The sequence below is a fragment of the Cryobacterium sp. CAN_C2 genome (genome assembly GCF_015751745.1).
GTDB lineage: Bacteria > Actinomycetota > Actinomycetes > Actinomycetales > Microbacteriaceae > Cryobacterium.
The window spans coordinates 17,746-43,959 of sequence record NZ_JADOUX010000001.1 but is presented as its reverse complement, the minus strand read 5'-3'; the positions used below and the strand labels follow the sequence as shown (position 1 = coordinate 43,959).

At 65.1% G+C, this 26,214-nt stretch carries 27 protein-coding genes; 8 read left to right on the top strand and 19 right to left on the bottom strand.

What is annotated here, in order from left to right; genetic code table 11:
- Positions 1-297 precede the first annotated feature (297 nt).
- From IWX77_RS00250 to IWX77_RS00220, 7 genes are all read right to left on the bottom strand, one after another.
- Positions 298-762 carry a DUF2399 domain-containing protein gene (locus tag IWX77_RS00250; protein ID WP_327012033.1) on the bottom strand — a complete coding sequence of 155 codons (465 nt, stop codon included), beginning with the start codon at positions 760-762 and terminating at the stop codon, positions 298-300.
- A gap of 42 nt (positions 763-804) precedes the next feature.
- The gene (locus IWX77_RS00245; RefSeq protein WP_196842518.1) at positions 805-1,590 is read right to left on the bottom strand and encodes a TIGR02679 domain-containing protein; all 786 of its coding nucleotides are present in this window, start codon (positions 1,588-1,590) and stop codon (positions 805-807) included.
- A gap of 112 nt (positions 1,591-1,702) precedes the next feature.
- A complete protein-coding gene (locus IWX77_RS00240; RefSeq protein WP_196842517.1) occupies positions 1,703-2,869 on the bottom strand; it encodes a hypothetical protein in 1,167 nt (388 codons plus the stop codon).
- A 3-nt stretch (positions 2,870-2,872) separates the two neighbouring features.
- A complete protein-coding gene (locus tag IWX77_RS00235) occupies positions 2,873-3,112 on the bottom strand; it encodes a hypothetical protein (protein ID WP_196842516.1) in 240 nt (79 codons plus the stop codon).
- A 189-nt stretch (positions 3,113-3,301) separates the two neighbouring features.
- Positions 3,302-4,282 carry a permease prefix domain 1-containing protein gene (locus IWX77_RS00230; RefSeq protein ID WP_196842515.1) on the bottom strand — a complete coding sequence of 327 codons (981 nt, stop codon included), beginning with the start codon at positions 4,280-4,282 and terminating at the stop codon, positions 3,302-3,304.
- On the bottom strand, positions 4,279-4,614 hold the full coding sequence (locus IWX77_RS00225) for a PadR family transcriptional regulator (RefSeq protein ID WP_297413921.1): 336 nt from the start codon (positions 4,612-4,614) through the stop codon (positions 4,279-4,281). The genes IWX77_RS00230 and IWX77_RS00225 overlap by 4 nt, the downstream gene beginning before the upstream one ends.
- Positions 4,615-4,631: 17 nt before the next feature.
- Positions 4,632-5,081, bottom strand: coding sequence for a DUF6326 family protein (locus IWX77_RS00220; RefSeq protein WP_196842514.1), 450 nt, complete (start codon positions 5,079-5,081; stop codon positions 4,632-4,634).
- 76 nt (positions 5,082-5,157) lie between these two features.
- Here IWX77_RS00220 and IWX77_RS00215 point away from each other — a divergent pair, with 76 nt between their 5' ends.
- Positions 5,158-6,129: an NAD(P)-dependent alcohol dehydrogenase gene (locus IWX77_RS00215; protein WP_327012032.1), complete on the top strand. Its 972-nt coding sequence runs from the start codon at positions 5,158-5,160 to the stop codon at positions 6,127-6,129.
- A gap of 62 nt (positions 6,130-6,191) precedes the next feature.
- Here IWX77_RS00215 and IWX77_RS00210 read toward each other — a convergent pair whose 3' ends face one another.
- Positions 6,192-7,988 carry a BTAD domain-containing putative transcriptional regulator gene (locus tag IWX77_RS00210; RefSeq protein WP_196842513.1) on the bottom strand — a complete coding sequence of 599 codons (1,797 nt, stop codon included), beginning with the start codon at positions 7,986-7,988 and terminating at the stop codon, positions 6,192-6,194.
- A 114-nt stretch (positions 7,989-8,102) separates the two neighbouring features.
- Here IWX77_RS00210 and IWX77_RS00205 point away from each other — a divergent pair, with 114 nt between their 5' ends.
- Positions 8,103-8,342, top strand: coding sequence for a DUF4242 domain-containing protein (locus IWX77_RS00205; RefSeq protein ID WP_327012031.1), 240 nt, complete (start codon positions 8,103-8,105; stop codon positions 8,340-8,342).
- Positions 8,343-8,351: 9 nt separating this feature from the next.
- Positions 8,352-9,020: a redoxin domain-containing protein gene (locus IWX77_RS00200; protein ID WP_196842511.1), complete on the top strand. Its 669-nt coding sequence runs from the start codon at positions 8,352-8,354 to the stop codon at positions 9,018-9,020.
- A 199-nt stretch (positions 9,021-9,219) separates the two neighbouring features.
- On the opposite strand, the gene IWX77_RS00195 is transcribed toward IWX77_RS00200, so the two are convergent.
- Genes IWX77_RS00195 through IWX77_RS00185 form a run of 3 tightly spaced genes read right to left on the bottom strand, consistent with a single transcriptional unit; the run spans position 9,220 to position 12,501 of the window.
- A complete protein-coding gene (locus IWX77_RS00195) occupies positions 9,220-10,197 on the bottom strand; it encodes a 5' nucleotidase, NT5C type (protein WP_196842510.1) in 978 nt (325 codons plus the stop codon).
- A gap of 9 nt (positions 10,198-10,206) precedes the next feature.
- On the bottom strand, positions 10,207-10,983 hold the full coding sequence (locus IWX77_RS00190) for a TY-Chap2 family putative peptide chaperone (RefSeq protein ID WP_196842509.1): 777 nt from the start codon (positions 10,981-10,983) through the stop codon (positions 10,207-10,209).
- Positions 10,984-11,004: 21 nt separating this feature from the next.
- Positions 11,005-12,501, bottom strand: coding sequence for an ADP-ribosylglycohydrolase family protein (locus IWX77_RS00185; protein ID WP_196842508.1), 1,497 nt, complete (start codon positions 12,499-12,501; stop codon positions 11,005-11,007).
- Between the two features lie 135 nt (positions 12,502-12,636).
- On the opposite strand from IWX77_RS00185, the gene IWX77_RS00180 reads away from it, so the two are divergent.
- Both IWX77_RS00180 and IWX77_RS00175 read left to right on the top strand, forming a co-directional pair.
- A complete protein-coding gene (locus IWX77_RS00180; RefSeq protein ID WP_327012030.1) occupies positions 12,637-13,287 on the top strand; it encodes an NUDIX hydrolase in 651 nt (216 codons plus the stop codon).
- 286 nt (positions 13,288-13,573) lie between these two features.
- The gene (locus IWX77_RS00175) at positions 13,574-13,720 is read left to right on the top strand and encodes a hypothetical protein (protein WP_196842506.1); all 147 of its coding nucleotides are present in this window, start codon (positions 13,574-13,576) and stop codon (positions 13,718-13,720) included.
- A 143-nt stretch (positions 13,721-13,863) separates the two neighbouring features.
- Here IWX77_RS00175 and IWX77_RS00170 read toward each other — a convergent pair whose 3' ends face one another.
- The 6 genes from IWX77_RS00170 to IWX77_RS00145 form a co-directional block, all read right to left on the bottom strand.
- Positions 13,864-14,898, bottom strand: a complete 1,035-nt coding sequence (locus tag IWX77_RS00170) for an NADPH:quinone reductase (protein ID WP_196842505.1) — start codon at positions 14,896-14,898, stop codon at positions 13,864-13,866.
- A 67-nt stretch (positions 14,899-14,965) separates the two neighbouring features.
- Positions 14,966-17,749 carry a DUF3427 domain-containing protein gene (locus IWX77_RS00165; RefSeq protein WP_196842504.1) on the bottom strand — a complete coding sequence of 928 codons (2,784 nt, stop codon included), beginning with the start codon at positions 17,747-17,749 and terminating at the stop codon, positions 14,966-14,968.
- 113 nt (positions 17,750-17,862) lie between these two features.
- Positions 17,863-18,261 (bottom strand): (deoxy)nucleoside triphosphate pyrophosphohydrolase, encoded by a 399-nt coding sequence (locus IWX77_RS00160; RefSeq protein WP_327012029.1) that lies wholly within the window; start codon positions 18,259-18,261, stop codon positions 17,863-17,865.
- A gap of 321 nt (positions 18,262-18,582) precedes the next feature.
- Complete coding sequence (locus tag IWX77_RS00155; RefSeq protein WP_196842502.1) at positions 18,583-21,336, bottom strand: UvrD-helicase domain-containing protein; 2,754 nt, start codon at positions 21,334-21,336, stop codon at positions 18,583-18,585.
- Between the two features lie 28 nt (positions 21,337-21,364).
- Positions 21,365-21,715 (bottom strand): hypothetical protein, encoded by a 351-nt coding sequence (locus IWX77_RS00150; RefSeq protein WP_196842501.1) that lies wholly within the window; start codon positions 21,713-21,715, stop codon positions 21,365-21,367.
- A gap of 292 nt (positions 21,716-22,007) precedes the next feature.
- Positions 22,008-22,220, bottom strand: coding sequence for a hypothetical protein (locus IWX77_RS00145; RefSeq protein WP_196842500.1), 213 nt, complete (start codon positions 22,218-22,220; stop codon positions 22,008-22,010).
- Between the two features lie 321 nt (positions 22,221-22,541).
- Here IWX77_RS00145 and IWX77_RS00140 point away from each other — a divergent pair, with 321 nt between their 5' ends.
- On the top strand, positions 22,542-22,787 hold the full coding sequence (locus tag IWX77_RS00140) for a type II toxin-antitoxin system Phd/YefM family antitoxin (RefSeq protein WP_196842499.1): 246 nt from the start codon (positions 22,542-22,544) through the stop codon (positions 22,785-22,787).
- On the top strand, positions 22,784-23,038 hold the full coding sequence (locus tag IWX77_RS00135; RefSeq protein ID WP_196842498.1) for a Txe/YoeB family addiction module toxin: 255 nt from the start codon (positions 22,784-22,786) through the stop codon (positions 23,036-23,038). Before IWX77_RS00140 ends, IWX77_RS00135 begins: the two co-directional genes overlap by 4 nt.
- Before the next feature lie 53 nt (positions 23,039-23,091).
- Here IWX77_RS00135 and IWX77_RS00130 read toward each other — a convergent pair whose 3' ends face one another.
- Positions 23,092-24,381 (bottom strand): HNH endonuclease, encoded by a 1,290-nt coding sequence (locus IWX77_RS00130; RefSeq protein WP_196842497.1) that lies wholly within the window; start codon positions 24,379-24,381, stop codon positions 23,092-23,094.
- 234 nt (positions 24,382-24,615) lie between these two features.
- Here IWX77_RS00130 and IWX77_RS00125 point away from each other — a divergent pair, with 234 nt between their 5' ends.
- On the top strand, positions 24,616-25,635 hold the full coding sequence (locus IWX77_RS00125) for an NYN domain-containing protein (RefSeq protein WP_196842496.1): 1,020 nt from the start codon (positions 24,616-24,618) through the stop codon (positions 25,633-25,635).
- A gap of 28 nt (positions 25,636-25,663) precedes the next feature.
- Here the strand turns inward: IWX77_RS00125 and IWX77_RS00120 are convergent, their stop codons facing one another.
- Complete coding sequence (locus IWX77_RS00120) at positions 25,664-26,140, bottom strand: OsmC family protein (RefSeq protein ID WP_196842495.1); 477 nt, start codon at positions 26,138-26,140, stop codon at positions 25,664-25,666.
- Between the last annotated feature and the right edge of the window lie 74 nt (positions 26,141-26,214).

The following is a 26,214-nucleotide window of genomic DNA, read 5'->3' as shown; positions in this document are numbered from 1 at the left end:
GCCCAGCACCGTGGAACGCTCGGCTGCCCGTGATGGCGTGACCGACGACGAGGGTGCTGATCTCGTCGCTGCCCTCGTAGCCGGCCTCGTCGCTTCCCTCGTCGCTGCCCCATCATCGGCGTAACGAAACGGCTTCACGCGGATGCCATGGGCCCCGCACGCACAGCCACCAGATCACGAGCACGGGAGAGTCGGCCTACTTTCCGCCCACTCCGGTTTCATGGTCGACCAAGCTGCGCTGACTCTGTCGCGTCACAGTTTTGCGATCACTGTGCAGCATTGTTCCCTCGTAATTATTCAGGTTATCCCCCGTGGATCAGTCACAATATCAACCGTAGAAGCCGCGTGCTCGTCCGTCACGCCACCGAGGTCGCCCAGCAACTCCGACAACACTGACTCCTCCTCGACTCGCAGGCGCAGGTCCTCCATGGCGACGGCCAGGTCTGGGTCCCAGGCTGTTTCGCCGACGGCACCGCTGAAGGCTGCCGTCGACTGGCTCGACTCGCACGCGGTGCGATAGTCCGCCGCGCCAAACCGCCACGGCAGCCACGGGGCGCTCCAGGCCAGGGTGCGGGCGATCGCAAGCCCACCCGCATCGAAATCGCCGTGATACCGAAGCACTGCACCGCCATCCACCAACCGCGTCAGCAAGCGGATGACGGCGGCTCCCGGTTGCCCATTCACGCACACGAGCGAGGGAACGTCGGCACCGAACCGGTCCGCGGCGGCAGCCACGACCGCGGGATTCTCGCAGACGAACACGAGCGAAGGAACCGTGCCGACATCGTCCGCCGCCAGCTGCCGCTAGGTGAGCACCGCCGGCTGGCCCGCAGTGGTGAGCGCGGCGAGAGCCCGCGCGGTCGGCGAACCGGCGCCTCCCGGCAGCCCCACGGCCAGCACCGTCGACGAGAGTTCGTCGACGACGACACCACAGGCCAGCCAGGCCGAGCGGCGCCAGCCAGCGCCTTTTCCGGCCGGTAGGGAGGCGAGCACCGCAGCGAGTCCGGCTGCGATCGACCCCAGCGGCGCCTTCGCGTCGAGCGCGTGGGCATCACCGAATAGGCGCGCAGCCAGCACCCCGAGCACCTCACCCTCAGCTGACAGCTCGCGCACCAGCCGAGCGAGACGAAACGCCAGGTCATTCACCGCCTCCGCTGTCGCAGTCGCTCGTCGCAACCCACCGTTGCTGAGCATGCCGTCCACCCCCGGCGACAGCCACGGCCGCTCGATGGCCATACCGCGCAGGGTGTCGGCGCCCTGCTGCCAGCTCTCCCGGGCGGCAAGTCGGGCGGCCCGCCCGACGACCGGGCCGGTCAGGGCCACCACCGCCGCCGCCAGGCCCTCAGGCCAGGCATCGCGTCGCAGCGCGTCGTCGAGCTGGTCGAGCGAGACCGACGCCGACGACCCGGGGCGCACGGCGCGCCCGGTCAGCCGGGCCGACGCCATCCGCTCAGCCGTGCTCGCGTTCTGCTTGGTGACCGTGCCGTCGAGCAGTCCCTTCTGGTCGAGCCTCGCGCGCATGCGGGCGAGAAACCAGGCCGTGTCGGGCGTGCCGAGCAGACGGCGAATGCGCTCGAGGTCACCGCTCACCACAGGCTGCCCGCTGGGTCGGCCGAGACCAGCGGCTCGGCGACCGCGGCGCGTCGTCGACCGTCCCACTGCCAGCGCTGCACGTGCACGGCGTCGGAGCCGTCGAATCGAGTCAATTGGGCGATCGATAGCCCCGGAACTTCGGCGTAGCAGCCCCATCGCGTTCGCTCGTCATCACCACGTCCAGGTCGAACTCGGCCAGCAGCCCCAGGCAGCTGGCCCGGGAGTTATCGTCGACATCGGCGATGGCGCGCTCGGTGTCGGCTTCGGCGAGGCGCGTTTCGGTCTCCGCTTCGCGACGGTCAACCTCAGTCACGGCGCCCTCAGCTGCCTCGAGCGCTGTGATCAGCTCGGTGACCCGGGCGAGTGCTTCGCGGGTTCGGGCGGTGCGCAGCGTCGTCGCCGCGCGGTCACGGGCGAGCGCCTCGGGATCCCGACCTACAGCGAGCGCCGCATGGTCGTGCTCGATGCGTGCCTCGGCGGCGGCTGCAACGACCACGGCGACAGCCGCGTGCACCTGGGTATCGGCGACGGCACAGGCCGCCCGGTCGTCCCCGGCGTCTGTCTCGCTGCGCTGGAGTGTCGCGGTCGCGTTGTTCAATCCCTGCTCGGCGGCTATGGCGCGTTCTTCCGCGGTGACGGCGGCCGCATCCGCGAGCTCGAGCATCCGCTCACTCTCGGCGTGGGCGCTGTCGCGCAGAGCCTCGCGCTCAGCGTCGAGTTGAGTGCGTTCGCCCTGCAGCAGGGCGGTTTCAGCCGCGAAGATGCTCAATGACTGCTGCAATTGCTCCAGCTCGGCGGTGGTCTCGATCACGGCACGACCAAACCGATCGAGCTCGGCCTGCTCCCGGCGCGGCCCCTCGGCGTGGCGTTTGAGCATCACCCGGGAGTAGCCGCGATAATGTTCGAGAAATCGGTGTACCGCTTTCTGCGCGGCGGCCAGCTGTTGTACCTCTTCGCGTTCCTCGTCGAGTGAGCGCAAGCCGTCGGCGAGCGATTTGATCACCGCGTCGCCGATCGGCGTGAGCGCCCGGGTCAACGCCTCCGACAGCGCTGCTTCGCTCGGCTTCTTCGAGAGCTGCGGCGCGCGGATCTGCAGCAGCAGTTCCATCAATTCGGCATAGCGGCGTTCGCCGAGTCCGAACAGGGCCTCATCGACAGCCCGTCGATACTCCGTCTTCGTGTCGTAGACGTGGCCGTGATCGGCCAGAGCGGCAGCGAGCCGGTCACGCCCGAGCGCGAGCCTGTTGCTGTCGACCAGTTCAAGCGTGTCGCGCACCCGTTATGGCGTGACGAAGAACCAGTGCTTCGTCACCCCGCGGCCCCGCGCAGCCTTCAGCCCGGCACCGATGGTGACGAACAGTGCCGCGCCGTTCTCGTCGATGCGACCGAATTCGAGCCAGCTGTAGCCGAGGCGTTCGTTGTTGGGGTGCTCGTTGCCGAGCAGCAGGTTCCACTCCATGTGTTTCTGCCGGTCGCCGTCGGGCTCGACCCGTTGCGGCGAAAGGTCGCCGTCGAGCAAAAAGGGCAGCGTCAGCGCGAGAACCTTCGACTTGCCGGCGCCGTTATTGCCGCGCAGCAGCAGGCGTCCGTCAACGAAGGGAAACTCCTCATTCTCGTAGTAGAACAGAGCGCATCACGCTGGATTATGGTCTGCTGTCCCACCGCACGGCGCGGGAGTTCTTCGAGTCGCTGGAGCGGGAGCACGAGCTCAGCCGCTGACGTCACGCGATGGTCGAACGCGTCGTGTGCGCACCGTTCGGGCGATCGCATCGACCGTGTCGAGCAGGGGGAACAGCACAACCACGGCCAGGGCGATGAGACCGACAACCTCCACTCCGTTCGGCCACCCGATCGTCGCGAAATAGTCGGCATTCAGTAGTCGGTCGCCAGCGACGATCCAGACCGCGGGAACCACGAAGAGCACATCGAGCAAGATCGTGGCCACGGCGTTGGCGACCGACCATCCCGTGTAATGCGCGAATACGTGGAAGCTGATACTCACCGCTGCGTAGAAGAGGGCCACCGAGAACGCGCCCGACTCCCACAACGTCGCGTCGAGGGGCCCAATCGGTGTGCCGCCCGGACCGTCGACGGCACCCACGGACTGCAGCACGATGACGACGCTCGCAATCACCACCAGGAAGAGAACCCCGCCGACGAGCTCGCTCACATAGCCCCGCTGGTCGGGCACGGCCGGGAGTGAGTGCGGGTCCCACTCCGCCGTGCGGCGCGCGTGCAGTGCCGGGGTACGTTCAATGATCGCGAACACCAGTGTCACGATGAAGGCGAGTGACATTGCTGTCTCCAGCGAACCCCACAGGGCGCTCCACAGTGAGTCGATGGGCGACGCACCGGCCACGAAGGTGACGACGCCGCTGAAGACGAACCAGAGCGGAACGGCTGTCGAGAGCAGCACCGCGAGCACGCGCAGGTAGTCGCTGAACAAATCCGGCCCGATCAGGTGGGTGGGTTTGACCGAGTAACTCGCTGCGAGGCTCCTCGGCGGACCGAGCTCCGTGAGCACTTCGCGTTCCGCAGCGGCAGCATCCGTCCCCGCTCCCAGGCGATCCTCGATGGCATCGGCGATCGAGGTGCGCAACTCCGCTTCGATGTCCTGTCGCTGGCCACGGGTCAGGCCGCGAACGGCCGCCGCCACATAGCGATCGGTGAGCGTGGATGCTGTCGTCATGATTTCTCCGTCAATGCCGTGAATGCAGCAGCGAGTTCGACCCAGTCACCCCGAAGGGTGGCGGCAAGCCGCCTGCCTTCGAGGCTCGTGGCATAGAACTTACGGGGCCGGGACTCGTCGGTATTCCACTCACTCTGGACCAGCCCCTGTTTTTCAAGGCGTCGCAGCAGCGGGTAGAGGGTGTTCGCGTCGACCGCGAACCCGGAGGAGTCAAGCGCCGTGAGCAGGGCGTAACCGTAGTTCGACGTCTCCAGGAGCATGAGGCAGGCGAGCACGACGGTGCCACGGCGCAATTCCTGCCGGTGGGTAGCCAGTTCCTCATTTTTCAACACGGTCTCACGCTACTGGTTCACGCCGCCGCCAGCGCCTTGTCGGGCACGCTCGCCGGTGCAGTGCGGCGCCAGGCTGCCGCAAGGGCCAGGATCACGACGAGAACGATGATCTCGGTTGCGGAAAAGAGGTAGTACACCGGGGTCGGAGGAGTGCCGAAGAACAGCGTTGCCACCTGGGTGAGCGCCATGAACGCTGCCGCGAGAACGTTGAACACCCGGTTCGGGGTCTGGCGAAGCACGCGTGACAGCAAGACCATCGCGATGGGCACCTGCATCAGGAGACCCGCGGCAACAAGCTTGTCGGGAGAGAACGGCAGTCCGCCGATCGTGCCCGCCTCGAGGGCAATGAGGTGTGCCGGATCGTTCAGCCCGAGCACATCGGCGTAGATGTAGTTGAACATCACGACGATCCAGAGGGTCGAGAGCAGTGTGGGGCGGTGCAGAGGGGTGATTATGATGCGGGTCATGATGGTGGGTCCTTTCGATCTCATGGATGATCTGCTACTGTGTCTCACACACTATAGTGTTACTCGGGAAGGGGCAATGGTGAAAGCGATCATCCAACGTCAGTACGGTGGACCGGAAACCTACGAACTGGCCGATATACCGAGGCCCGTACCGGGTGCCGGCGACGTGCTTATCCGGGTGCGTGGAGCGTCACTGAACGCCGCTGACATGCTACTGATGCGCGGCGAGCCCTATTTGCTGCGCCTCGCCTTCGGCTTGCGCAAGCCGCGGGTTCTGATCCGCGGTAGGGATGCCGCGGGCGTGGTCGAAGCGGTGGGATCTGCCGTGCACGGTTTCACGGTCGGCGACGAGGTGTTCGCGGAGGTGAGCGCGGGGAGTTTCGCGGAGTACACCGTCGCGCCGGAGCGCCTGGTCTCCCGCAAGCCCACCACGGTCTCCTTCGAGGCCGCCGCGACGGTGCCCGTCGCCGGCACCACGGCGCTTCAGGGTCTGCGGGATGCCGCACGAGTGCGGCCAGGAGACTCCGTGCTCATCAACGGGGCAGCCGGTGGCGTCGGGTCGTTCGCGGTGCAGCTCGCGCGAGTGCTCGGAGCCGAGGTCACCGCGGTCTGCAGCACCCGCAACATCGACCTCGTGCGTTCCCTCGGCGCCCATCACGTCATCGATTACGCGACGCAGGATTTCGCCTCGAGCGACACGACCTATGACGCGGTATTCGATCTTGTCGGCAACCGCACCATTGACGAGTGCCGAAGAGCTCTCAAGCGGCGCGGAACCCTCGTGCTCTCCTCCGGAGCAGGCGGCCGAGTACTCGGGCCCATCGGTCGCATCATCGGGGCCTCAGTGCGTTCGATGTTCGTCGAGCAGACCCTCCGCCCGCTGGTGGCAAAAGCGAGCGCCGCAGATCTCGACGTGTTGCGGGAGCACATCGAGGCCGGCCGAATCGCCCCCACGATCGAGCGCACCTACCCGCTCGCCGAGACCGCGGCCGCGGTGAGTCACCTCATCGAGCACCACGCGCGGGGCAAGGTCGCCATCTCGGTGTGACACACCGCCGCCGCTCTGCGCCACAGGAACGACGACCACAGCGACAACAAGCTACGGTCTACCTAGCGACTGAGCAGCGCCGCCAGGGCCGGATTGTCAATGTCGGGGCCGAGCAACCGGGCGGCCCGGCCCGCGCTGTCGTCTCCGAGCGCCTCAGCATGCAGCAGCGAACGCACCACAAATTCCCTCATGCCGGTTCGGGAGGCGAGGGCACCGAGCGATCCCACCCAGGCGGCGGTGTTGGGGTGGCCGTAGCGGCGTCCGAGATCGCATTGGGCGTCAAGAATGTACGCCTCCAACCAGACATACGGGTCGGTGAGTCGATTACTGCGGATTCGGGCATCCGCGAGAATCTCAAATGCGCGCTCCGACTCTCCCTCAGCTTCGGCGACTAGCGCACGCCCTCGAGCCGACATTCCTTCCCAACAGGGATCGCCCAGTTGGCACGCCCGCGCAAAGGCCTGATCAAGCGAATGAGAGGCTTCGGCCAGCAGAGAGCGCCCCAGATCGACCTCGCCGCTCAGGCTCTGGGGCCAGGGCGCAAACGCGAGCCAATGACTCTGTTCACACAGCTCTTGGGAAAGATTTAGGCACCGCTCCGCCACAGAGAAATCAGTGCGGAGAAGGTGAATCCGGCCGAGCATCGATAGGGCATAGGCCTCCATCCGCGTTTCGCCCGCTGCACGGGCAGCGTCCACTGCCGTGGTGAGGTGTTCCAGCGCCTGGGGATAGTTTCCGCGATCGCTCGCTGTCGCCCCGAGGTACATTTCCGCTTTCGCCACGATCGCCAACGAACCGTTGCCGAGCCTGCGAGCATCCGTTAGCCGCAGCTCGGCTCGGTCATACCGTGCACGGAGAAAATCGACGTAACCGATCTCGGCGCGAGCTTCGGCCGCCAACTCCGGTTCGGCAATCGCCATCGCCACCTCATCGGCCGCATGCAACGTGGCCACACCCTCCTCGTCCTGGCCGCGCAAGGAGTGAATCAGCGCCCCAGCGAGCGCGAGCCTGGATGTGACTCGGAGCCGGTGCGCAGACGAGACATCGGCGAGCGCCACGCCGCTGCGAAGCGACTGCACCCCGACGTCGATTGCCCCGGCGCCCACCGCCGCGAGGCCAGACTCGATGATCGCTTCGATGGAGGCAGCATCCGTTGCGCCGTCAACCTGAAGCTTGGCAACGCGCAGGGCAGCCTCGACCGCCGGGCCCGGCTCCACCCCCAGCTCGGCCAGGAGCAGTTGTCTGCACGCGGCGAATTGCCGGTCGACAGCAAGGTCGTCACCAGCGAGTCGGTAGAGCCTGATGAGCAGGGCCTGGTGATTCTCGTCGAGCGCATTCATGCCGATCAATCTCACGGCGTACGAGATGGCGCGCTCGAGGTTGCCCTGCGACATCATTCCCAGCGCTGCTTCATGCACAATGGCTTCGGTTGCCGCGGAAAGATGGCGCCGCTCCGACAACAGCCAACATTCGAACGTCGCCGCGTCGCGAAACGTGGCTCCCTCCAACAGTTCCGATCCGAGCCCGGGCAGCAGCATGGCTTCGCCCCACGCCCCTTTCGTCAGAGTGGTGACATCAACGGAGGCCCCTATTGGGAGTTGGAGAACGACGGGGTCACCCTCGATGCAACCGTGATCACCGAGAGCGTGCCGGATCTCACCGATGCTCCACCGCAATGCTCGGAGCGGGTCAGCGGCAGTGCCGAACAACATCGCTGCGAGGTGCCTCCGGGAGGGGGGTCGATCATTCAATAGTAGGAAGGCGAGCAGCGCCCAACTCTTCCTACTGCGGAATCGGTAGGGCTCAACTTGGTCGCAATCAATCACCGGGCGACCAAGAAGGTTGATAACAAACTTCATGCGGATCACTTCCGAAAACTGTCAAACGCTTCGTCAAACACCGATAGGGCGAAATGGTATTCAGCATCTCGAAACGTCGGGATGGACCGAGAGGAATCTACGATGCCACTGTACATGGACGTCCATAACATCGAGGGCGGCGTAACGGCCGACGCCGTCGCCGAAGCCCATGCCGCGGATCTCGCGACGCAAGACGCCCACGGCGTGCACTATCTCAAGTACTGGGTTGATGAGCAGGCGGGAAAGATCTTCTGCCTGGTCGACGCACCCGACGCCGAAGCGGCCAATACGGTTCACCGGGAGGCCCACGGCCTCGTGGCCGATGAGGTCTATCCCGTGAGTGAACACGGCTAGCCGCTTCCCATGCGTGAGGCAAGCGGCCTGCAGGATGCCAACCGGGCGGCGGAGTCGAACTGGCTTGACCGGTGGACCGAAGGTCCCACGGACGCAGCGCCGGCGTTGCTGCTCCCTGGCACGCCGGCGCCGGACCTGACGTTGCCCGACGAGACGGGGACCCCGCGCCGGCTGGCCGACTTCTGGGCCGACGGGCCGGCTCTGGTCATGTTCTGGCGGCACTTCGGCTGTACGTGCGGCGTGGCCCGCTCCGCACGGCTGATCGCTGAAGTCCATTCTTACCGGGAGGCCAACCTCACTCCGGTCATCATCGCGCAGGGGGAACCTGAACGGACGGCGGAGTACAAGGCCGCCCGCGGCATCCCGTGTGCCATCTTGTGCGATCCCGACCTGGATGCCTACCGCGCTTTCGGCGTCGGGCACTGGGCGGTGGAGCAGGTGCTGTTCGACGCTCCGCCGGAGTACTGGGCCCATCCCCGGGAGCTCGGTATTGAGTTCCAAGACGGTAGGCGCCGTGAGGGACGACCGCCAGTCGACGATCCATGGCGGGCAGCCGCCGAGTTCGTCGTCGGCACAAGCGGGCGCATCCGGCTGGCCTATGCCTACCAGTACTGCGAGGATTACCCGGATGCGCGGGTGCTCACGACCGCCGCCAGGCTCGACCGAGGGACCGAGTAGCTAGTAGAGCTGACGCTGTTTCAGCCGGGTTCACATATGGGGCCTCTTCTGCGTTCATGCCATCTCTACGTTGGAGGTCGAGGTCGTCAGAACGACCTCAATATCACTCTTGCTGCTCGACGATGAGCACGTCCGAATGCCGCCTCGCCAGCTCGCTCGCAATCCACCATGCTGAGTGACCTGCAGCCGCTGCGACAGCTCAGGCTTGCTGCGCCAGGACGTCCGATAGCGTCGTTCCGAGCAGCCGCGCCGACTCCTCATACCTGGCCGTCAGCCGCTCGCGCGCTTCATCCGACAGCCCCTCCTGCCGCTTCGGGTCGGCGTTGTGCGAGATATCGGCCTGCTTCACGATCAGCGCCAGCGGGTTTGCGAGCACGCGCGCCATCGACTCAGCCAGCGGTTCCTGTGGGCGCTTCGTGATGGCATCCACTGCCTGAACGATGTGCGGCCCAAAGCCGCGAAGGGCGAGATCATCGAGCGTCACCGGGGTGTCCTCCACCACGTCGTGCAGCATGGCCACGATCTTTGCGTCGTCGCCATGCACCCGCTTCATCACCGCGAGCGGGTGGTGGATATAGGCAACGCCGAGCTTGTCAACCTGCCCGGCATGCGCTGAGCGGGCCAAGTCGATTGCGATATGCAGCGGCGAGGGCTCGGCACCGGCGATCAGGTAGTCGGTGACGGATGCCCAGCTTGGGAACGCGGCATCCGGCCCGAACTGCAGCCACTCCCCTCCAAAGCCGACAGCACCGTTGGCCGCCCGGTCATCGACGAGAAAGTCGCCGCGGTTGAGGTTCTTGTGGTGCGAGAGGATCAACCGTTTGTAGGCGGCGGACTCGCTGGTGAGCGCCAGGTGTTTCCGCACCCAGAGCACCTTGTCTTTCCAGGCGGAATCGTTGTGCCACGGCGCTGTCGAGAGGATGTAGGTGTCGAAGTGCGCGTCGAGCTCGCAGTAGGCCTCCAGCGCTCCGGGCACGGGGTCCATCAGCGCAAAGATCCCCGGGGCATCGTCGTAGTGGCCGTCGTACGTGGCGCGGTCCTCCGCGGAGAGCCGGTCAATGCCGCTCTGGAAATCCACGAGCGTGTTGTCGAGGTCGATGTAGAGGATCTTCTTCGGTTCAGTGTTGGTCGGTTCGGTGGTGTTCGGTTCAGTGGTGGTCGGTTCAGTGAAAGTCATGGATGCTCCTCAGGGCAGGTACGGGCCGAGAACCCGGGCCGTGGTGATGGTCAGATTGCCGTTGATCTGTTCGTAGAGCGGCATCAGCGGCATGGCGCCCATGACCGTGTGGGCGACCCCGGCGATGTCGAAGATCGCGATCGGCTTGAGGTCGCGCAGCACCGCCCAGAACGGTTGGAAGAAGTAGACCTCGCGACCCGTTTCGAGTTGTTTGTCCGCGGCATCCTCGTACGCCGTGCGTGCCTCCACGGCGGTGGGGAACTCGTCGAAGTAGTCGCAGGAGTCGCCGACCAGCATCGGCGCGGGCACCGCGTACCACTCGTGCCGGTCGTCGACCGCGGAGGCCAGAGCACTGGCGATCACCCGGTAGGCGAGCGCCCGCGGCGTTGTGGCCGAGGTCGCCTTCGGCACACCGAGCCCGGTCGCCACCTCGATGCGCTTGAGAGTCTCGTGAGGGCTGAGCGCGGCCATCATCTCGATCCAGTTGATGCTGTTCACGACACCGTTCACAAGGTATTTACAGCCGCCAACAAGGTCCCATTGGATACTCAGGCCGTCTTGCTCGTCGTGCACGAGCAGCAGCCGACTGCCCTCGTTTACCTCCACGCCGGAGATGCGCAGGTGCGGATGCCGGCGCACCAGTTCGCTGGCGATCCACCACATCTGGGCGGTCAGGAATCGATCCGCGGGCGGGTTGTACTCCTCGTAGCCGTCACCCCCGCCGTCGCCCTCATCGACACCATTCACAAAGTTGTCGCCTGAATTATTCGACGCTGCATTACTCATCGTTCGGTCCCCCCGGTTGACTCAAGACAATCCACTCACACTCGGCCGCTGCATCGCGTCGCAAAACGCCCGATTCGGGTTCGCACGTGGCAGCGCGCCCATAACATCCCGCAGCGCGCGGTCGATCGGAACCCCCCGGTGCCTGGCCGCGTAGAGCGCCGCAATCGTGGGTGTGCGGCTCATCGCCTGCACGCAGTGCACCAGCACGGTTCGCCTCTCGGCACGCAGGGCTGCGATCGCGTCAACAGTGTCGGCGAACACGAAGTCGAGGTTCGGATTTTCGCCCGCGCCCGCTTGGTCGATCAGCCAGACCGCCACCCGGTTCTCCGCATGGATCCTGTCCGGGATCTGCGCCGTACCGACCCGGCACAGCGAGACCACCGCGTCGATCTCTGCGGGCAGTGCGTCGAGGCTGCCGACCGCGCCCAGCCAGACGCCGTCGTCATGCGGATGCCGCACCAGCGCAGACACATCCCCCCACGACGAATAATCAACCCGCGCCTCCCCCCTGTGGTTGAGCCCCCGGTGGTCGAGCCTGTCGAGACCCCCGCCCCGGTGGTCGAGCCTGTCGAGACCCCGCGCCCGCACCGCCTCCCCCGCCAGCCGCACCAGATCTCCCCCGCGCAACTCCGGCCAGCCGTGAATCACTCGCCGCCACTCCGCCGGCACCGCAGACACACCCCATCGCGCCCCGAGTAACCCGCCGGCGATGGCGGCAACGGTGTCGGTGTCACGGCCTCCGCGCACGGCGGCTTCGAGGGCGAGGCGCAGGTGGGAGGCATCCGTCTGATCGGTTCGGGAAATCGCCGACCAGGCGCCCTGCACAGCCTGCACGACCCAGCCGTTCTTCGGGAACGCGCTCGGCGGCAGGGTCTCGGCCTCGGCGATGAGGCCGGCCCAACGATCGCGGCGTGCGGCCGGCAGTGCGTCCAGCCCAACACGAATGTCGATCTCGCCGTGCAGCACCGCGTGCCGCATGGTCAGGCACCAGAGCACGCAGGCGTCGCCGGCATCCGTTTCGAAGTGGGTGAGGTCGCTGACCAGCCGGGCGGCCTCGGCGAGCCCGGTCGGGTCGTCGAGGTAGCCGAGCACGACCGGGGCCGTGCGCATGAGCGAGCCGTTGCCGGCGCTGCGCCCGGTGCGGTCGTGGTGCGCCTTCGCCACGACCCGAATCGCGGATGCCGTGGGCTCGGTCCGGCGCAGAATCGCCCCGAGCTGGATCCCCACGTCGGGCGCCTTCTTCGCCCAGTCGACCCACTGCGCGACGATCTCGTCGAGCACGGCCTCCTCGCGGAGGTCCCGTCCGGCGGCCACCATTCGCAGGATCGGCACGGCCATCGACGTGTCGTCGGTCCACTCCCCCGGCGCCCAGCCGAAGCCGCCTCCGCCCTTCATCGTCACATCGGTGTCGTCGGAGAGCGGCGGTCCGAACTCGTAGCCGGCACCGAGGGCGTCCCCCGCGGCGGTGCCGAGGATGAGGCCGGCCGCCCGGTCATTCTGTGCTGACGTGAGCTTCATGTGCTCCCCCTAGTTACTGAACGAAAAGGTCCTGCGACAGTCACTGCCCAGGCAAGTCTTCATTCCGGGCCTTAGCGCAAAACTCCGCTATCCCCCGATAGTTGAAGGTTAGAGCCAATGTGCGACAATTGTCAAGTGACCAACAATCTGGGCAGCCACGGGAAGCGCCTCACCGACTATCCGCGCCCATCGGTCGCCGTCGACACCGCCGTGCTCACCGTGCACGATGACCAGTTGTGCGTGGCCCTGGTACCAGCCCAAACCGCGCGTCGACTCGCGACCGGCCCCGCGCTGCGACGCCTGCCGGGCACCTTTGTGCACGAGGGTGAAACCCTGGCCGACGCGGTGCGCCGCTCCCTCGCCGACAAGGCGGGAATCCGCGGCCTGTCCCCCGTGCAGCTGCAGGTGTTCGATGCGCCCGGCCGGGACGACCGCGGCTGGGTGATGTCGGTCGCACACATCGTTGTCGTGCCGCACCAGGCGCTCGCCGACGTCGCCGTGGTTCCCGTCAGCGCCGCGCAGGGCCTCGCGTTCGACCACGACCAGATCGTCGAACTCGCCCTGGCACGGCTGCGCCTCGACTACACCGAGACGCCCGACCCCGCGCGGCTGCTCGGCGACGAGTTCACCCTCCTGGCCCTGCAGCGCCTGCATGAGTCGGTCTCCGGCGAACGACTCATGCGCGACACGTTCCGTAGGGGCATGGAGCGCAAGCTCGAGCCCACCGGTCAACTCCAGACCGGAACCGTGGGCAAGCCCGCGCGGCTGTTCCGTCGGCTCCTTTAGGTGGGGGCCGCGCCTTCTCTGGTAGCGGAAGCCACCGTGCAGGTTGCTGGGACCCGCTCACCCTCGCGCCTAGTCGCGTCCCGGGAGCAATATCAGTCGCATCCCATATAGACGCGTCGTTCGCTCATCGGCATCGTGAGCATTTGCGGGCTCGGGGGCCGTTGAATATTGCCGTCGGGGGCCACTGTTATGGCCTTTCGGTGCCGGGCTGTCGCGCGGTCGGGGGCCACTGGCGCCCGACCGCGCGAGCCTTTATGCCTCGACCTGGCCGGCGGTGTGTTCTCGCATGTTGTGGCCGCCGGACTGGCGCTACCATCAAGCGCTACTCGCCACCCTGGCCATGATCGAAGCCGGCGCCACCCGCCTCGGTGTCTCCGGCAGCGCCGCGCTGCTCTCCGGCGCTAACACGGCCGAAGCGGCCGGCAGCTACTGACCGCCGACTGGGCTCGCACATTCCGCTCGCCCAGAGCCAGAGTCGCCTGTCGGTCGGAGTAAATCCGCCGGACAGGTGAGGCAGCTGCTGGTTTCGCCCTTGAGATCGGAGAGTGTGGCGGCTCCCCAGCCGCCGCGCAAGTTCTACCGGCCAGCCGAAACGTCGATCAGCACCTTTCCCATGACTCCGCTCTCGACCAGCGCATGGGCTTCCGCCGTGTGCGCGAGGGCGGTCCGGTGCAGCGGCAACCCCGCCTCCTCCCCGACGGCAAGGGCGCCGTCGACGAGGGCGGCGTTGATGTCCTCGGCCGCCGCCCGGATCACGTCGGCGCCCACCGTGTAGAGCAGCACGAACTGGTAGCGCGCGTTGAGGCTGAAGTGCTGGCGCACGTCGAGCGTCATCTGGTCGCCGCCGTTGTTGGCATAGACCGCGATCGACCCCCGATTACGGATCACGGCCAGGTCGAGCCGCGCATTCTGGGCCGGTGCGACCTCCACGATCAGGTCCACCCCCTCCGGTGCGATCGCCCGGATCTGGTCGACGACGTTCGCGTCGGTGTAGGTGAGCACGTGCTGCGCGCCGGCGGCCGTGGCGAGCGCCGCTTTCGCCGGACCGCTCACGGTCGTGATGACGGATGCCCCTGCCCACCGGGCCAGTTGGATCGCCGCGTGCCCGACCGCACCTGCACCGCCGGCCACGAGCACGACCTTCCCGGTCAGGGCTCCCGGGTGCAGCCTGCGCGGCCCGTCTTCGGCCACGGTCAGCGCGCGGTACGCCGTGATCGCCGGCACCCCGAGGCTCGCGCCCTGGTCGAAACTCGCATTCGCCGGCAGCAGGAAGACCCGCTCGGCGGGAAGCACCGCATACTCCTGAGCCGAGCCGCTGTTCGCGCGCTGATACGCAGCGAGCGCCAACCACACCCGGTCGCCCACACTGACGTGCTCGACGCCGGCGCCGACCGCCTCCACAATCCCGGCGCCGTCCTGCCCGGGCACCACATCGTCGAATGCCAGCGCCTGGCCCGGTGCCGATCCGCGGCGCGACTTCCAGTCGGTGGGGTTCACGCCGCTGACCACGATCCGCACCCGCACCTCGCCGGCTCCGGGTTCGGTCACCGGCCGATCGACGAGCTGAAGCACGGACGGGTCACCGGTCTGGCTGTACACAATGGACTTCATGTCAGGGGTAACACGGGCGGGGGTGGAATGGTTCCCGCTCTGACGTCTTGCTCCTGGAAACCGGCGCCTAAACCACTGGCATCGAAGCCGCAAAGTACTCGTAGAGGCTCGACTCGATTGGGCTGGCCAGACCAAGGGTCATGGAGACAACGTCATGCCCACTCTCTCCGGTCATTTTCGTTTGACGAGCATCCTGCGATTTCGCTTTCCCGAGATAGTAGAAATCAGTGCCCTCTGCATCGTCTTTCTTTGCCAACACGTGCAACGGGAGCTGATTCTCAACAATGGCTTTTACCTCGCCACTCGCGAGTGTTCGCCTGCTGCGGGTGAACCAGGTCAGGGTTGACGGATTGAGAAATTCATCCTCATACTTCGTACTCTCGGACACCTCTGACCCCTTGTGGTAGGTCACGAAAATGGGGCAACTGTTCGAGAAGTAGTCGACCTTGTACCCGTAGATTGTGCTCTGCTGATTCGACTGCCAATTGAGCAGGCGGCAGACATCTTTGCGAGAGTAGCGTTGACCCACTTCAAGCTGTCCGCTCCACTTGTAGCGATGGCGTGCGAGATACAAGCCCGCATCCACGACATCGCGAACGTGCTTTTGGAAGAGCGGCTCTGCACCCCATGCCGCCGCGAATTTCTCGCTGAGGAGGTACACCCCATCCTGAATCGAAACGAGCGGCTCGGCACCGTACTTCGCGGCTTCCGCTTCGGTGAAGAAGGTCAAACTCAGTACGGCCAGAACGGAATTGAGGGTCGCCTGATCGTTGGCCAGCCCGCTCCCCTCGAGCGCAGTTTGATAGCCCTCAACCGTGAGTCCACCAGAATGCGACAGCAGCCTGTCGAGCAGTAGCAGCTCGTGTGGCCGCTTCCCGTTGAGAAGCTCTCCGGAGAGGAACGTCAGGACAGCATCTTCGAAGTCACCGGCCGTTGCATCCATTGCCCCGACCTTTTTGAGAAATCTCCAGTAGTTCTTCTGCTTGGTCGCAATGACCGTCGGGTCGACGGTGTCGAATCGAGCGAAGTCCATGAGTAGCGGTGATCGGCCAAGGCGGTTCTTGAGTTCGACGAAGGATTTCTTGAGGTTTGACATGCTGTCAAGAGTTGTAGTCGCGAGGGAAGCAAAGATCTTCTCCCTCGAAATCGCGTCAAAATTGACGCTCGAGAGGCCAGCTATCGCGCCAGCTTCTTGCGCATCGATGATCTTCTTGCGGATCGAATCCTTGTTGAGGGTGCTGTCACCGAAGAGAGCGATGGGGATCAGATAGTTGTTGTCATAGTTGCCAATGAAGTCGATCACCACGAGGTGGTCTTTGCCTGCAACCTTGCGCAGCCCTCGCCCTAACTGCTGCGTGAAAACGATGCTCGACAGCGTCTGTCGGAGCATAACCACCTGATTGACCGAAGGGATGTCGATGCCTTCGTTGAAGATATCGACGGTCGCGATGTAGTCGAGCTCACCGCGCTCCAGCATCTGCACGGCCGCCTCGCGCTCCTCGACCGAGTTCTTCCCGCTCAGGGCGCGTGTTCGAAGTCGCTGCCCGTGGACATCCCGCTGGTTGAGAATTTCAGAGAGCTCAGCGGCTTCGGCATTCTTGCTGCAGAAGATCAACCCTTTGACCGGCACACCTGCATGGCCGTATTTTTCGATGGTGGACACAAGATGATCCACGCGCTCAGATGCGACCAACCGACTGAGATCCGCGACCTGATCTATTACTTCGCCGTTTGATTTCACGTAGTCAGTGACGCCGTAGTAGTGGAACGGCGCCAACATGTCTGCTTCGAGCGCCTTCTGCAAACGGATTTCGTAAGGCACGTTGAAGTTGAACAGCTCAAACACGTTAAGCTCATCCGTGCGCTCTGGAGTTGCTGTCATCCCGAGCAAGAAATCCGGCTCAAGGTGATCGATCAGCGCGCGGTAGCTCGCTGCGCCAGCCCGGTGGACTTCGTCGATCAGTACGTAATCAAAGGCGTCAGGCTCAATCGCGAGAAGATTCTCAGGCCGAGAAAGCGACTGAATCGATGCGAACACATAGCGACGATCGAGCTCTTTCTTCGATCCGACGAATTTGCCGAAGTCGCTGTCAGGGGCATTGAGGACGCGCTTGAACTCATCAATTGCCCGGTCCAGAATCTGCTCGCGATGAACGACGAACAACATCCGTTCTGGCGCGTATGCCCGGACGTCGAGCGCGGAAAGGATTGTCTTTCCCGTCCCTGTCGCCGAAATGACGACGGCACGGCTCTCCCCTGCGTCCCGCAGAGCCTGGATCTCGGCGAGTGCTTCTACCTGCATTGAATTGGGGAGGATCACTCCCTCCGGCAGCGCATCACCGAGCGGTTCAACCCCTGTTGCGGACCGGAGCGGGTTGTGAGGCTGCAGAACCCACGTCAGTGCGTACTCATCGATCCACGCCCGCGTCAAGGCGGTCGAAGCATCCCTATGCACCTGCGCTGCGCGCGCGAGCTGCTGCACGATGTCACCATCGGGCAGCGCGGAGAAGCGCAGATTCCATTCCTGGTTCCTCAGCAATGCCGAGGCCGTCAAGTTGGAGCTGCCGACGATCGCCGTGGTGCTCGACTCCTGCTCGAATATGTACCCTTTCGCGTGGAACCCAGCAGCGGAGTCTGGATACACGTAGACATCGACGCCATCGAGGTTGAGGAGTTCACGGAACGCGGCCGGCGAGTTGAATCCGAGATAGGTGGACGTGATGATCGTGCCCGTTCCTCGATAGTCGAGGAGTGCCTGTTTGAGCAGGGCGATCGCGCTTGGCGTGATGAACGCGACGGAGAAAACAAAGTTGCGCGATCGCTTGAGCTCATCAAGGATCGCTTTGAGCATCGTCTGGCCATTGGAATTCGAAACGAGAGTGGGGTGGAAGACCTGGTCAGCCGTGATGTGTGAATCTAAGAACCCGAAAGCATTGTCGAGCGTTAGTTGACTGCGAGTCTCATTCAAACCAGGAAGTCCTTCATCACGCGCGCGACTGCGGGGATGTCGGCGGGTGCCCAGTCGAGCTGATCCAGCTCGGCAGCTTGCACCCAACGAATCTCCGAGTGCTCAGTCAGGCGAGGTTCATTGCCGATCAGCGAGCAGTAGTAGGTGGTCAGAATGACGACGCCAAAGTCGTACTCGTGCTCGGTTGTTTCGATATGTTCGCCAATTTCTGCGGAGCAGAGGAGCTCTTCCTCGAGTTCGCGCAGCAACGCCTGTTGCGGTGACTCGTTTGACTCAATCTTGCCTCCGGGGAATTCCCACATGCCGGGCAGCGACATTGTCGCGCTCCGTTGTGCCGCCAGGATTGTTTCACCTCTGATGAGGACTGCGCCGACGACTTCGATTCTTTTCTTCAAGTGCTTACTCCATTGCTTGGCCGTCGCTGCGTCTTGCCAGCTTATCCAGCAGCGGTGAGCGACGCGCATCAGGCAAGACCGCCGTTTCGGCTCCTACACGTGCCCCGCACAGCAACTGATGTGGGGCTGGCGCAGAACGGACAGGCAAAGAAGATCTCCGCCTGGGCGGCGACCTGCTCGCGCCGACGCTGGTGGGCACGCTCTAGGAGATGAACTTCGACAACATGCAGGCGCTGAACTGGGCGTTCGAGCACCAGGTGATGGTGGCCGCGATGGGATCAACAGGGGGTGCTATAGAGGAATCTAGGCGGCGTGAGAGGCTTACCCCTCGCCTCCCCTGCAGCCCAACGCGAGCGTGCTCTTGCACCGCGGATACCGCCTGCAGCCCAGGAACGCACCGCGCTTGCCGGCGCGCTCGACCATGAACGCACGACCGCACCGAGGGCAGACGACCGAATCGAGGGCCTCGCCGATGGCGTTGGTGCGCACGATCCCGTGGTCCCGGATCAGTTCCATCAAGAAAGAAGACTCCCGGTTCTTGACAGTGAACAGCAGCACACCCCGCCGAGCACGAGTCATCGCCACATAGAACAGCCGCCGTTCCTCAGCCCGCTTGAAGTCCTCGGCGGCGGGCATCGCCATCCGCAGCACCGGGTCGTTCGGGATAGTGCTCGGAAAACCCCACTTGCCCGACACCATTCCCGGGATCACGATGTAGTCCGCTTCGGCACCCTTGGAAGCGTGGATGGTCATGAACTTCACGTCCAGGAGGTCGTCGAGTTCCCTGGAGTCCGGTACGCAGTCGATCTGGTGCTTGTAGCGCCCCAGCACGAAAACGGTGACCTTGATGCCCACCGGCTGAGGGATTCTGCCCCGAGCGATCTGGGTGTGCAGTGCTTTCAACTGGTGATGGATGGCCGCCTTCACGGCCGTGTCGGTGTCAACCGAGACGGCGCTGATCGTCGGCGGGTGTTCCGCGGTCGAGGACACGACCCGCTTGACCAGCTGGCTGGGGTTCTGCAGCACGAACTTGCTGGAGACATCCGCTATCGACTGCGGAAACCGGAACGTGCGCTCCAGCCGCAGCACCTCGCTCGGCCCGAACAGGTGCTCAAAATCGGTCATCACCGACAGGTCGGCGCCGGCGAACCGGTTGATGCTCTGCCAGTCGTCACCGACGGCGAAGAGGTGGCGGCCGGGCTGGGCAACGAGGGCTCGGGCGAGCCGGGCCCGGGCGTGGCTGGCGTCCTGGAACTCGTCGACCATGACCAGCTCGTAGGGGCTCTCCCAGTTTCCGGCTTCCAGATGCTCGGCCGAGAGGTTGAGCATGTCCTCGAAGTCGATCGACCCCTCCTCGGCCAGGGCTTTGTCCCACTCGCGCCTAATTGGGGCGAACAGGCGCAGGAACGCGGCGTCGCGGAAGCGCACCTCACCGTGCGATTGCTCCTCGAGGCGATCGCGCAACTGGTCGTCGCTGAGGCGATTGCTCTTGGCGTGGGTGAGAAACGACCGGAACGTCTGCAGCAGGCGCCCATAATCTGTGGACTGATGGCCGGCGAGCAGCCGCTCGGGGTTTGCCTGCAAACGAATGCCGCGGTCGGTCAGTTCCTTCTCCAGATGACGGAGGCCTTCGCCGCTCCACAGCTGTGCCTTCGTCGTCTCCAGCAGCGTGGTTCCGTGCTGGCGGTGGGTCTTGCGCTTCCACTGCATGCCGTCGAGGTAGCCGACGAACTCCTCCGGGGCCTGCCCGTTCTCGTCAACTGCCCAGTGTTCGTGGTACGCGTCGATCTGCGGGTAGTAGAAGTCCGGGTGGTATTGCCGGTGCTCGGAGTCGGCCGTGTCCACCTCGTAGGAGCGTTCGTAGACGTACTCCACGCTGTTGAAGTAGAGCCAGTCGGCGATCATCCGCTCGCCCGTGCTCCTGACCTGCTCGCCCTGTGCCGTGCGGAAGGCCGGCGGCTTGTCGGTTTCGCTGGCCTCTGCATCGGGGTCGGGATAGTCGCGCGCGAGCACCGCCCGGAAGAAGTCCCAGTGCAGACGGAACGGCGGGTTGGTCGCGCGGAGAACGTCGACGATCCGGCCCAGCTGGGCGATGTCTCCACCGCCCTCGAGCCACGGCGCCAGCGACGGCTTGCGGCCGGTGGCCTTGCCAATGATCTCAAGGCCGAACGCGTGGAACGTCTTCGCGACCACATTGTCGGCATCCAGACCCAGAGGCGCCAGACGTTCTTGGGTGCGCGCGCCCAGCTCCTTCGCCGCGGCACTGTTGAACGCCAGCATCAGGATCTTGTCGGCCGGAATCAGGTTGCGGTGCAGCGCGTAGCCGGCTTTGGCGACCATCGTCGAGGTCTTGCCCGAGCCGGCTGCGGCGACAACCAGCATCCGGTTGTCGAAGCAGACGACCGCTCGCGCCTGCTCAGGCGTGAGCGGCGACTTCTCGACCGTGTCGAAGAAGGCGTGGCAGTCATCGAGCTCGGCAGCGAGGTGCCGCTCGTTCTGGGCGGCGATGAAAGCGGGCAGGTCTTCGCGCCAGATCTTGACCGTCTCTGTGGCGACCGCCGAGAGGGCCGCGATGTGCGGCTGCAGATCGGGGTCGTCGAGCAACTGGCCGAAGCCGACGGCAGCTTTGCGCGCAGCCCAGTAGGCGGCGAACTCGCTGGTGAGCCAGCCCCTCGCCGTGAGCTGCACGGCGATGGCGGTAGCGAGCGCTTCGGTGAAGAGCCGCACCTGGTTGGCGGCCTGATCGAATTCGTCGACCAGTTGCAGCAGCCGGAGCACATGCTCGGCCTCGGCTTGGGCCGTGGCGAAGGCGGTCGCGAAGGATGCCGCCCGCCGGTTCGGGATGCCGCGGAACCGGAAGCGCCGATCCGGGTGCTCCAGCTCGAGGTGTGACCAGACGCGGCCTGCGGTCACCGTCAGTCCGCCGAACGAGCCGATGGTGCGCGCGACTGGATCACCGTCGACAGTGATCGTGAGTTCGGGGCCGGTTAGTGTCAGCCGCCAGTCCCGGGATTTCGTGAAGCGCTTGCCGAGGGCCGACGGGCGCCAGGTCTGCGCTGCGGCCGGGACGGTCACGGGCGGCTGTGCTGGTCAGAACAGACCATCACGCTGCCGCTCGCCGAGTCTTCCAGAGGAGTCGCAGCGTGCGACTCACGAACGCAGCCAGGGCCAGAGCAGACGAAAATGTCAGCAGCATCTTCGCGAGTGTCCCCATGCTCTCCAAGGTCGAAGGCGGTAGAGGCGGGTTGTTGATCCCATATTGCCAGAGCAGGTATCCGCCGAGCGCTAGGAGCACGGTCATACCCACTGCGGCAAGGAAGACCTTCAATCCGTTGCTCCGCAGCACCTGAACAACGCCGTCCAGAATGAAGGAGGCCACGAACGGCAGACACACGGTCAACACCATGATTCCGCCGTAGGCCGCTAACAAAGCTCCAAATGAATCCGGGCTCATGCTTCAGTCCCCCAACTGTTTGACAATCACTTCCAAACTCAGCCTAGGCGCGCTGACCCGGATAAAGACGCCCGTGATCTGCTTATTTGTACCCAATTAGGGGCGCCGCAACTCGACGACGGGACTCACGCACTTAGGCTTAAAACATTACCCGACGGATGGCCGGCCCAGCCGTTCGTCTCCCCGGGCGGCTGTGACACGACGTCAGTCGATTTGCGACCCCTCACGGCTTGGCGCGATCCCGCATCCGTCGTCGGGATGGCTCATGCCCTGATCCGAGAGATGTCGCGCGTCACTGGATGATCTTCCAGAAGGAATCCTTGCGGGTGATCTTGCCCTGCTGGTCGAACTCGAGCAAGTCGATCCCCCGCACTTCGAGCTGCTGACCCGCGGTCGAGGTGCCGGTCAACGTCCACTCGGAGACGCCGCCGTCATGGACACCGTCGTTGCACACCCAGTGCCGGTCATCGCCGTAGTGCAGGGCGCGTGTCACCGTCTCGCCCATGTGAATCAGCCTCCTTGTGCGTGCCGTAGGTCTGCCGGGCTCCTCGTCGTCGCGCCGGTGCTGCTCGTCAGGTCGACTGCTGCGACAGTAACCAGCGGCGGTCCCCGCTTCAAGGAGCGTGCCCATGCAGTGCCTTCCCATGATGCGCCCGTGTTGACGGCAAACGGCGTGGGATTCCGTGCGTGAGGGGTCGCAAATCGACCTTCAGCACCCTCTGGATGGTCGATTTGCGACCCCTCACAGAGGACGGAGAACCCTGAGCCTTCCGGCAGGCGAGTGGTACAATATCCAGTACCATATTGCGAGCGAAGGGCTGAGAACATGGCATTCACCGCTTCCCAGGCGCGTGCCCAACTCTTCCCCTTGATCGAGAAGGTCAATGAGGATCATCTGCCGATCGAGATCGTCTCGAAGAAGGGCAGTGCGGTTTTGATGTCGCTGGCCGATTATCAGGCACTCGAAGAAACCGCCTACCTTCTGCGCTCCCCCGCGAACGCGACGCGGCTACTCGAGAGCATTGCGCAGCATCGAACCGGCACGACGGCCGAGCGCCCGCTCGCCGAGTGAACATCGTCTTCACCGACGTGGTCTGGGACGATTACCAGCACTGGGTCACAACAGACAAGGCCATGGTCAAGCGCATCAACAAGCTCATCGCCGAGGTGCGGAGAACGCCGTTCACCGGCATCGGCAAGCCCGAAGCGCTCAAGCACCAGCTTTCGGGGTATTGGTCCCGCCGAATCACGGAGGAGCACCGCCTGGTCTACGCCGTGGAAGAGAACCAGATCGTCGTGATCGCCGCGAGGCACCACTACTAGGGGCGGTCGGGCATCCGTTCTGGTCAGGTCGCAGCCGGTCAGGACGTAGCCGGTCAGAACGGGGCTTCGTCGGGCAGCGGCGGCCGGGCGGGTCTCGACGTTCGGGGAGCATCCAACGGCGCACCCGGAGTGGCGATCGGGGTGGCCGGTTGCGTCACGAAGGGGCGCCCGGTCGGTGAATGCCAGGTGAGGATGCCGCCCGGCTCCTGCTCCACCGTCCACCCGGTCTCGGTCTTCAGCGCATGGCAGCCCGGGCAGAGGTGGGCCAGGTTGTCATGGGCGGTGTGGCCGAGATCTTGCCACTCATGGGTATGGTCGAGGTCGGCGGTGCGGGCGGGCTGGTTGCAGCCGGCGAAGCGGCAGGTTTCATCGCGCAGGCGGAGGAACCGCCGGAGCGCCTTGGGCACCTTGTAGCGTTCGCGGCCGACCGAGAGCACAACCCCGGTCTCGGGATGCACCAGGATGCGCGTGAAACTCGGCGCTCGCGAGGCCAAGTCGCGGGCCGTGTCGGGGTCGATCGGCCCGTAGCCTTCGAGGTAGCCGGGTTCCTCGCTTGGGCCGAGGAGGGTCATCACCGGGACCGTGATCTGAACCGTGGCCCGGATACCCTTTCCGATTCCCGACGGCGTCACACCGTCGACCAGCAGGTCACTCATCACGTCGGTGCGCACCTGGGTCAGGGTGCGGGGCTCCCCCGGGCCCAGCAGGCTGAGGGCGGCGTCGTTCGCCCGGGCGAAGATGGCGTGCACGACGTCGGCGCTGGTTGTCACGGTCAGAGTGGCCATTCCATCGGGTTCCGCCTGTATGTAGGACGTGCGTTCGCTGAAGGATTTCACCCGCCGGGCCGTGATCGACTCCGGGTGCAGACGCTCGCGGAGCACGCGGGCCTTGTGCTTGAGCTTGGCCGCCGTCAGGGTGCGCGCGGCCGGCAGCAGTGCCTGCTCGAAGGCGGCCAGGGCCTCGGCAGGCACCGAGCAGGCCTGCCCGATCAGCACCTGGGCGTGGCGGTAGCTGATCTCGCCGGCCTCGAGCGCCGCCCTGGTGCCGGGGAGGTCTTCGGCCAGGGCCTGGGACTCGGCGATCAGGCCCATGGCGGTGGGTTCGGGGATGCGCAGGGTGCAGGCCAGCTCGCTGGAGAACTCTCGCCGGGCGATCTCGTCGGCATCCCACCGTGAACCCGCTCGGCGGGGAGTGTTCGCAGCAATCTTCTCACTGAACCGGCGGGCCTCATCGATCATCTCGGCTCGCTGCGCGAAGCTCCGCGCGAGACCTCGGTCGAGGGCGGCGATCGCGTCGAAACGCGAGCCGAGCTGCGACTGGGAGGCGCTCACCGAGGTGGTCATAACAATCACGTTCCGGGGTGCCACTGACATTCCACGGGGGTTCCGCAACGGCGTGAATAAGCTGGTCAAAGTCGTTTTGTGGAGGAGAAGATGGTGCTGCGACGAGGGCCGACGGGCCCGGTCTGGTCCGGATCCCGCATGGGGGTTTGCATGCCCGCTCGACTTTCCGCGATGCTGGAGTCGGGGGACCTGCATGGCGCTGGTCTGGGAGATCAACCATGGAGGAGCATCCGCATGTCTGAGCAGTCTCAGGCACGAGTCGGCGTCTATCTCGACTTCGACAACATCGTCATCTCGCGCTACAACCAGCTGCACGGCGACGGCGCCTTCGCCCGGGACAAGGTGCGCAGCCGGGTGTCGTTCACTCCCGGGACCGAGGTCACCGCGCGCATCCAGCAGGCCATGGTCGACGTCGGGGCGATCCTCGACTACGCGGCGACCCTCGGGCCGATCGCGGTCAGCCGTGCCTTCGCCGATTGGTCGGCGCCGGTCAATGCGCGCTACCGGAGGCAGCTGGTCGATCGGGCCGTCAACCTCACCCAACTGTTCCCGACCGTGTCGACGCTGAAGAACGGCGCGGACATCGCTCTGACCATCGATGTGATGGAACATCTGTTCCGCCTGGATGATCTCACCCACATCGTGATCGTCGCCGGCGACTCCGACTACATCCCGCTCGTTCAGCGCTGCAAGCAGCTGGGCCGCGTCGTGGTCGGCATCGGGGTGTCCGGCTCAACGAGCAGCGCTCTCGCCGCGGCCTGCGACGTGTTTGTGGACTATGACTCGCTCCCCGGGGTTACGCGGGTGACGAACGTTGCTCCTGTGGCTGCAGTCGTGACGAAGGTGGCCACGATGAAAACGGCATCCGTCGCCCAGCCTGCGGCTTCGACGAAGCCCGCGGCGGGTGTCAAGGCATCCGTTGCCAAACCCGCGGCGAAAAAGGCGACGCCGAAGAAACCCCCGGTCGCCAATCCCGCCGGAACCGCTGCGGCGGCGCTCGATGTCGCGCTCAGCCCGAAGGCAAAGAAAACGGCGACGGCACTGCTCCTGCGTGCGATGGAACACCTCGGCGCGAACGACTTGGAGTGGCAACATGCCGCCACACTGAAAAGCACGATGAGGCAGCTGGACCCAACATTCCAGGAGCGTGCGTTGGGTTTCAATCAGTTCTCGGACTTCCTCAAGTCCCGGCACCAGACTGTCGAGCTGCAGCAGGCGAGCCCGGCCGCCCCGATCCTGCTCAAGGTTCGGTAGCGGCGGGCCCAGCCCGCAGCATCCGTCGCTATCCGACGACGAGGGCAGCCTCCAGCTCGGCCGGGGCAGCGAGTCGCACGATGACGGGCGTTGCGTTGCCCAGGTTGTCCGAGACCGGGCAGCGAAGCCCGGCCAGGCGGAGCACTTCGTCGAGTTGCGCTGTGCTGGAGTCCGAATCGAATTCGGCGATCAGCTCGATGCCCTCGAATCCCGCTCGGTTCTCGGTAGGCAGCGCCATCAGACGCGAGGGGTCCAACTCGCCCTTGACCGTGAGCCGCAACGACCGCAGATCAACGCCCTGCTCAGCGGCGACGAGATGGATGACGACATTCATGCAGCCGGCGAGGGAGGCCAAGGCGTATTCGACCGGGTTGGGGCCAGCATCCTCACCTCCGAACATGGCGGGCTCGTCAATGATGAACGAGAAATCCCGCACAGAAACGGCGAGCTTGGTCGGCGATTCCGAGGTTCCGGTGACGGTGACCTTGAGTGGCTTGACAGACATTTTTCTCTCCTCTGAGAAGTGCACTGCCGCCCTCAGCGAGACCGCCAGCGCCCTTTCAGGCTACTCCCATGAAG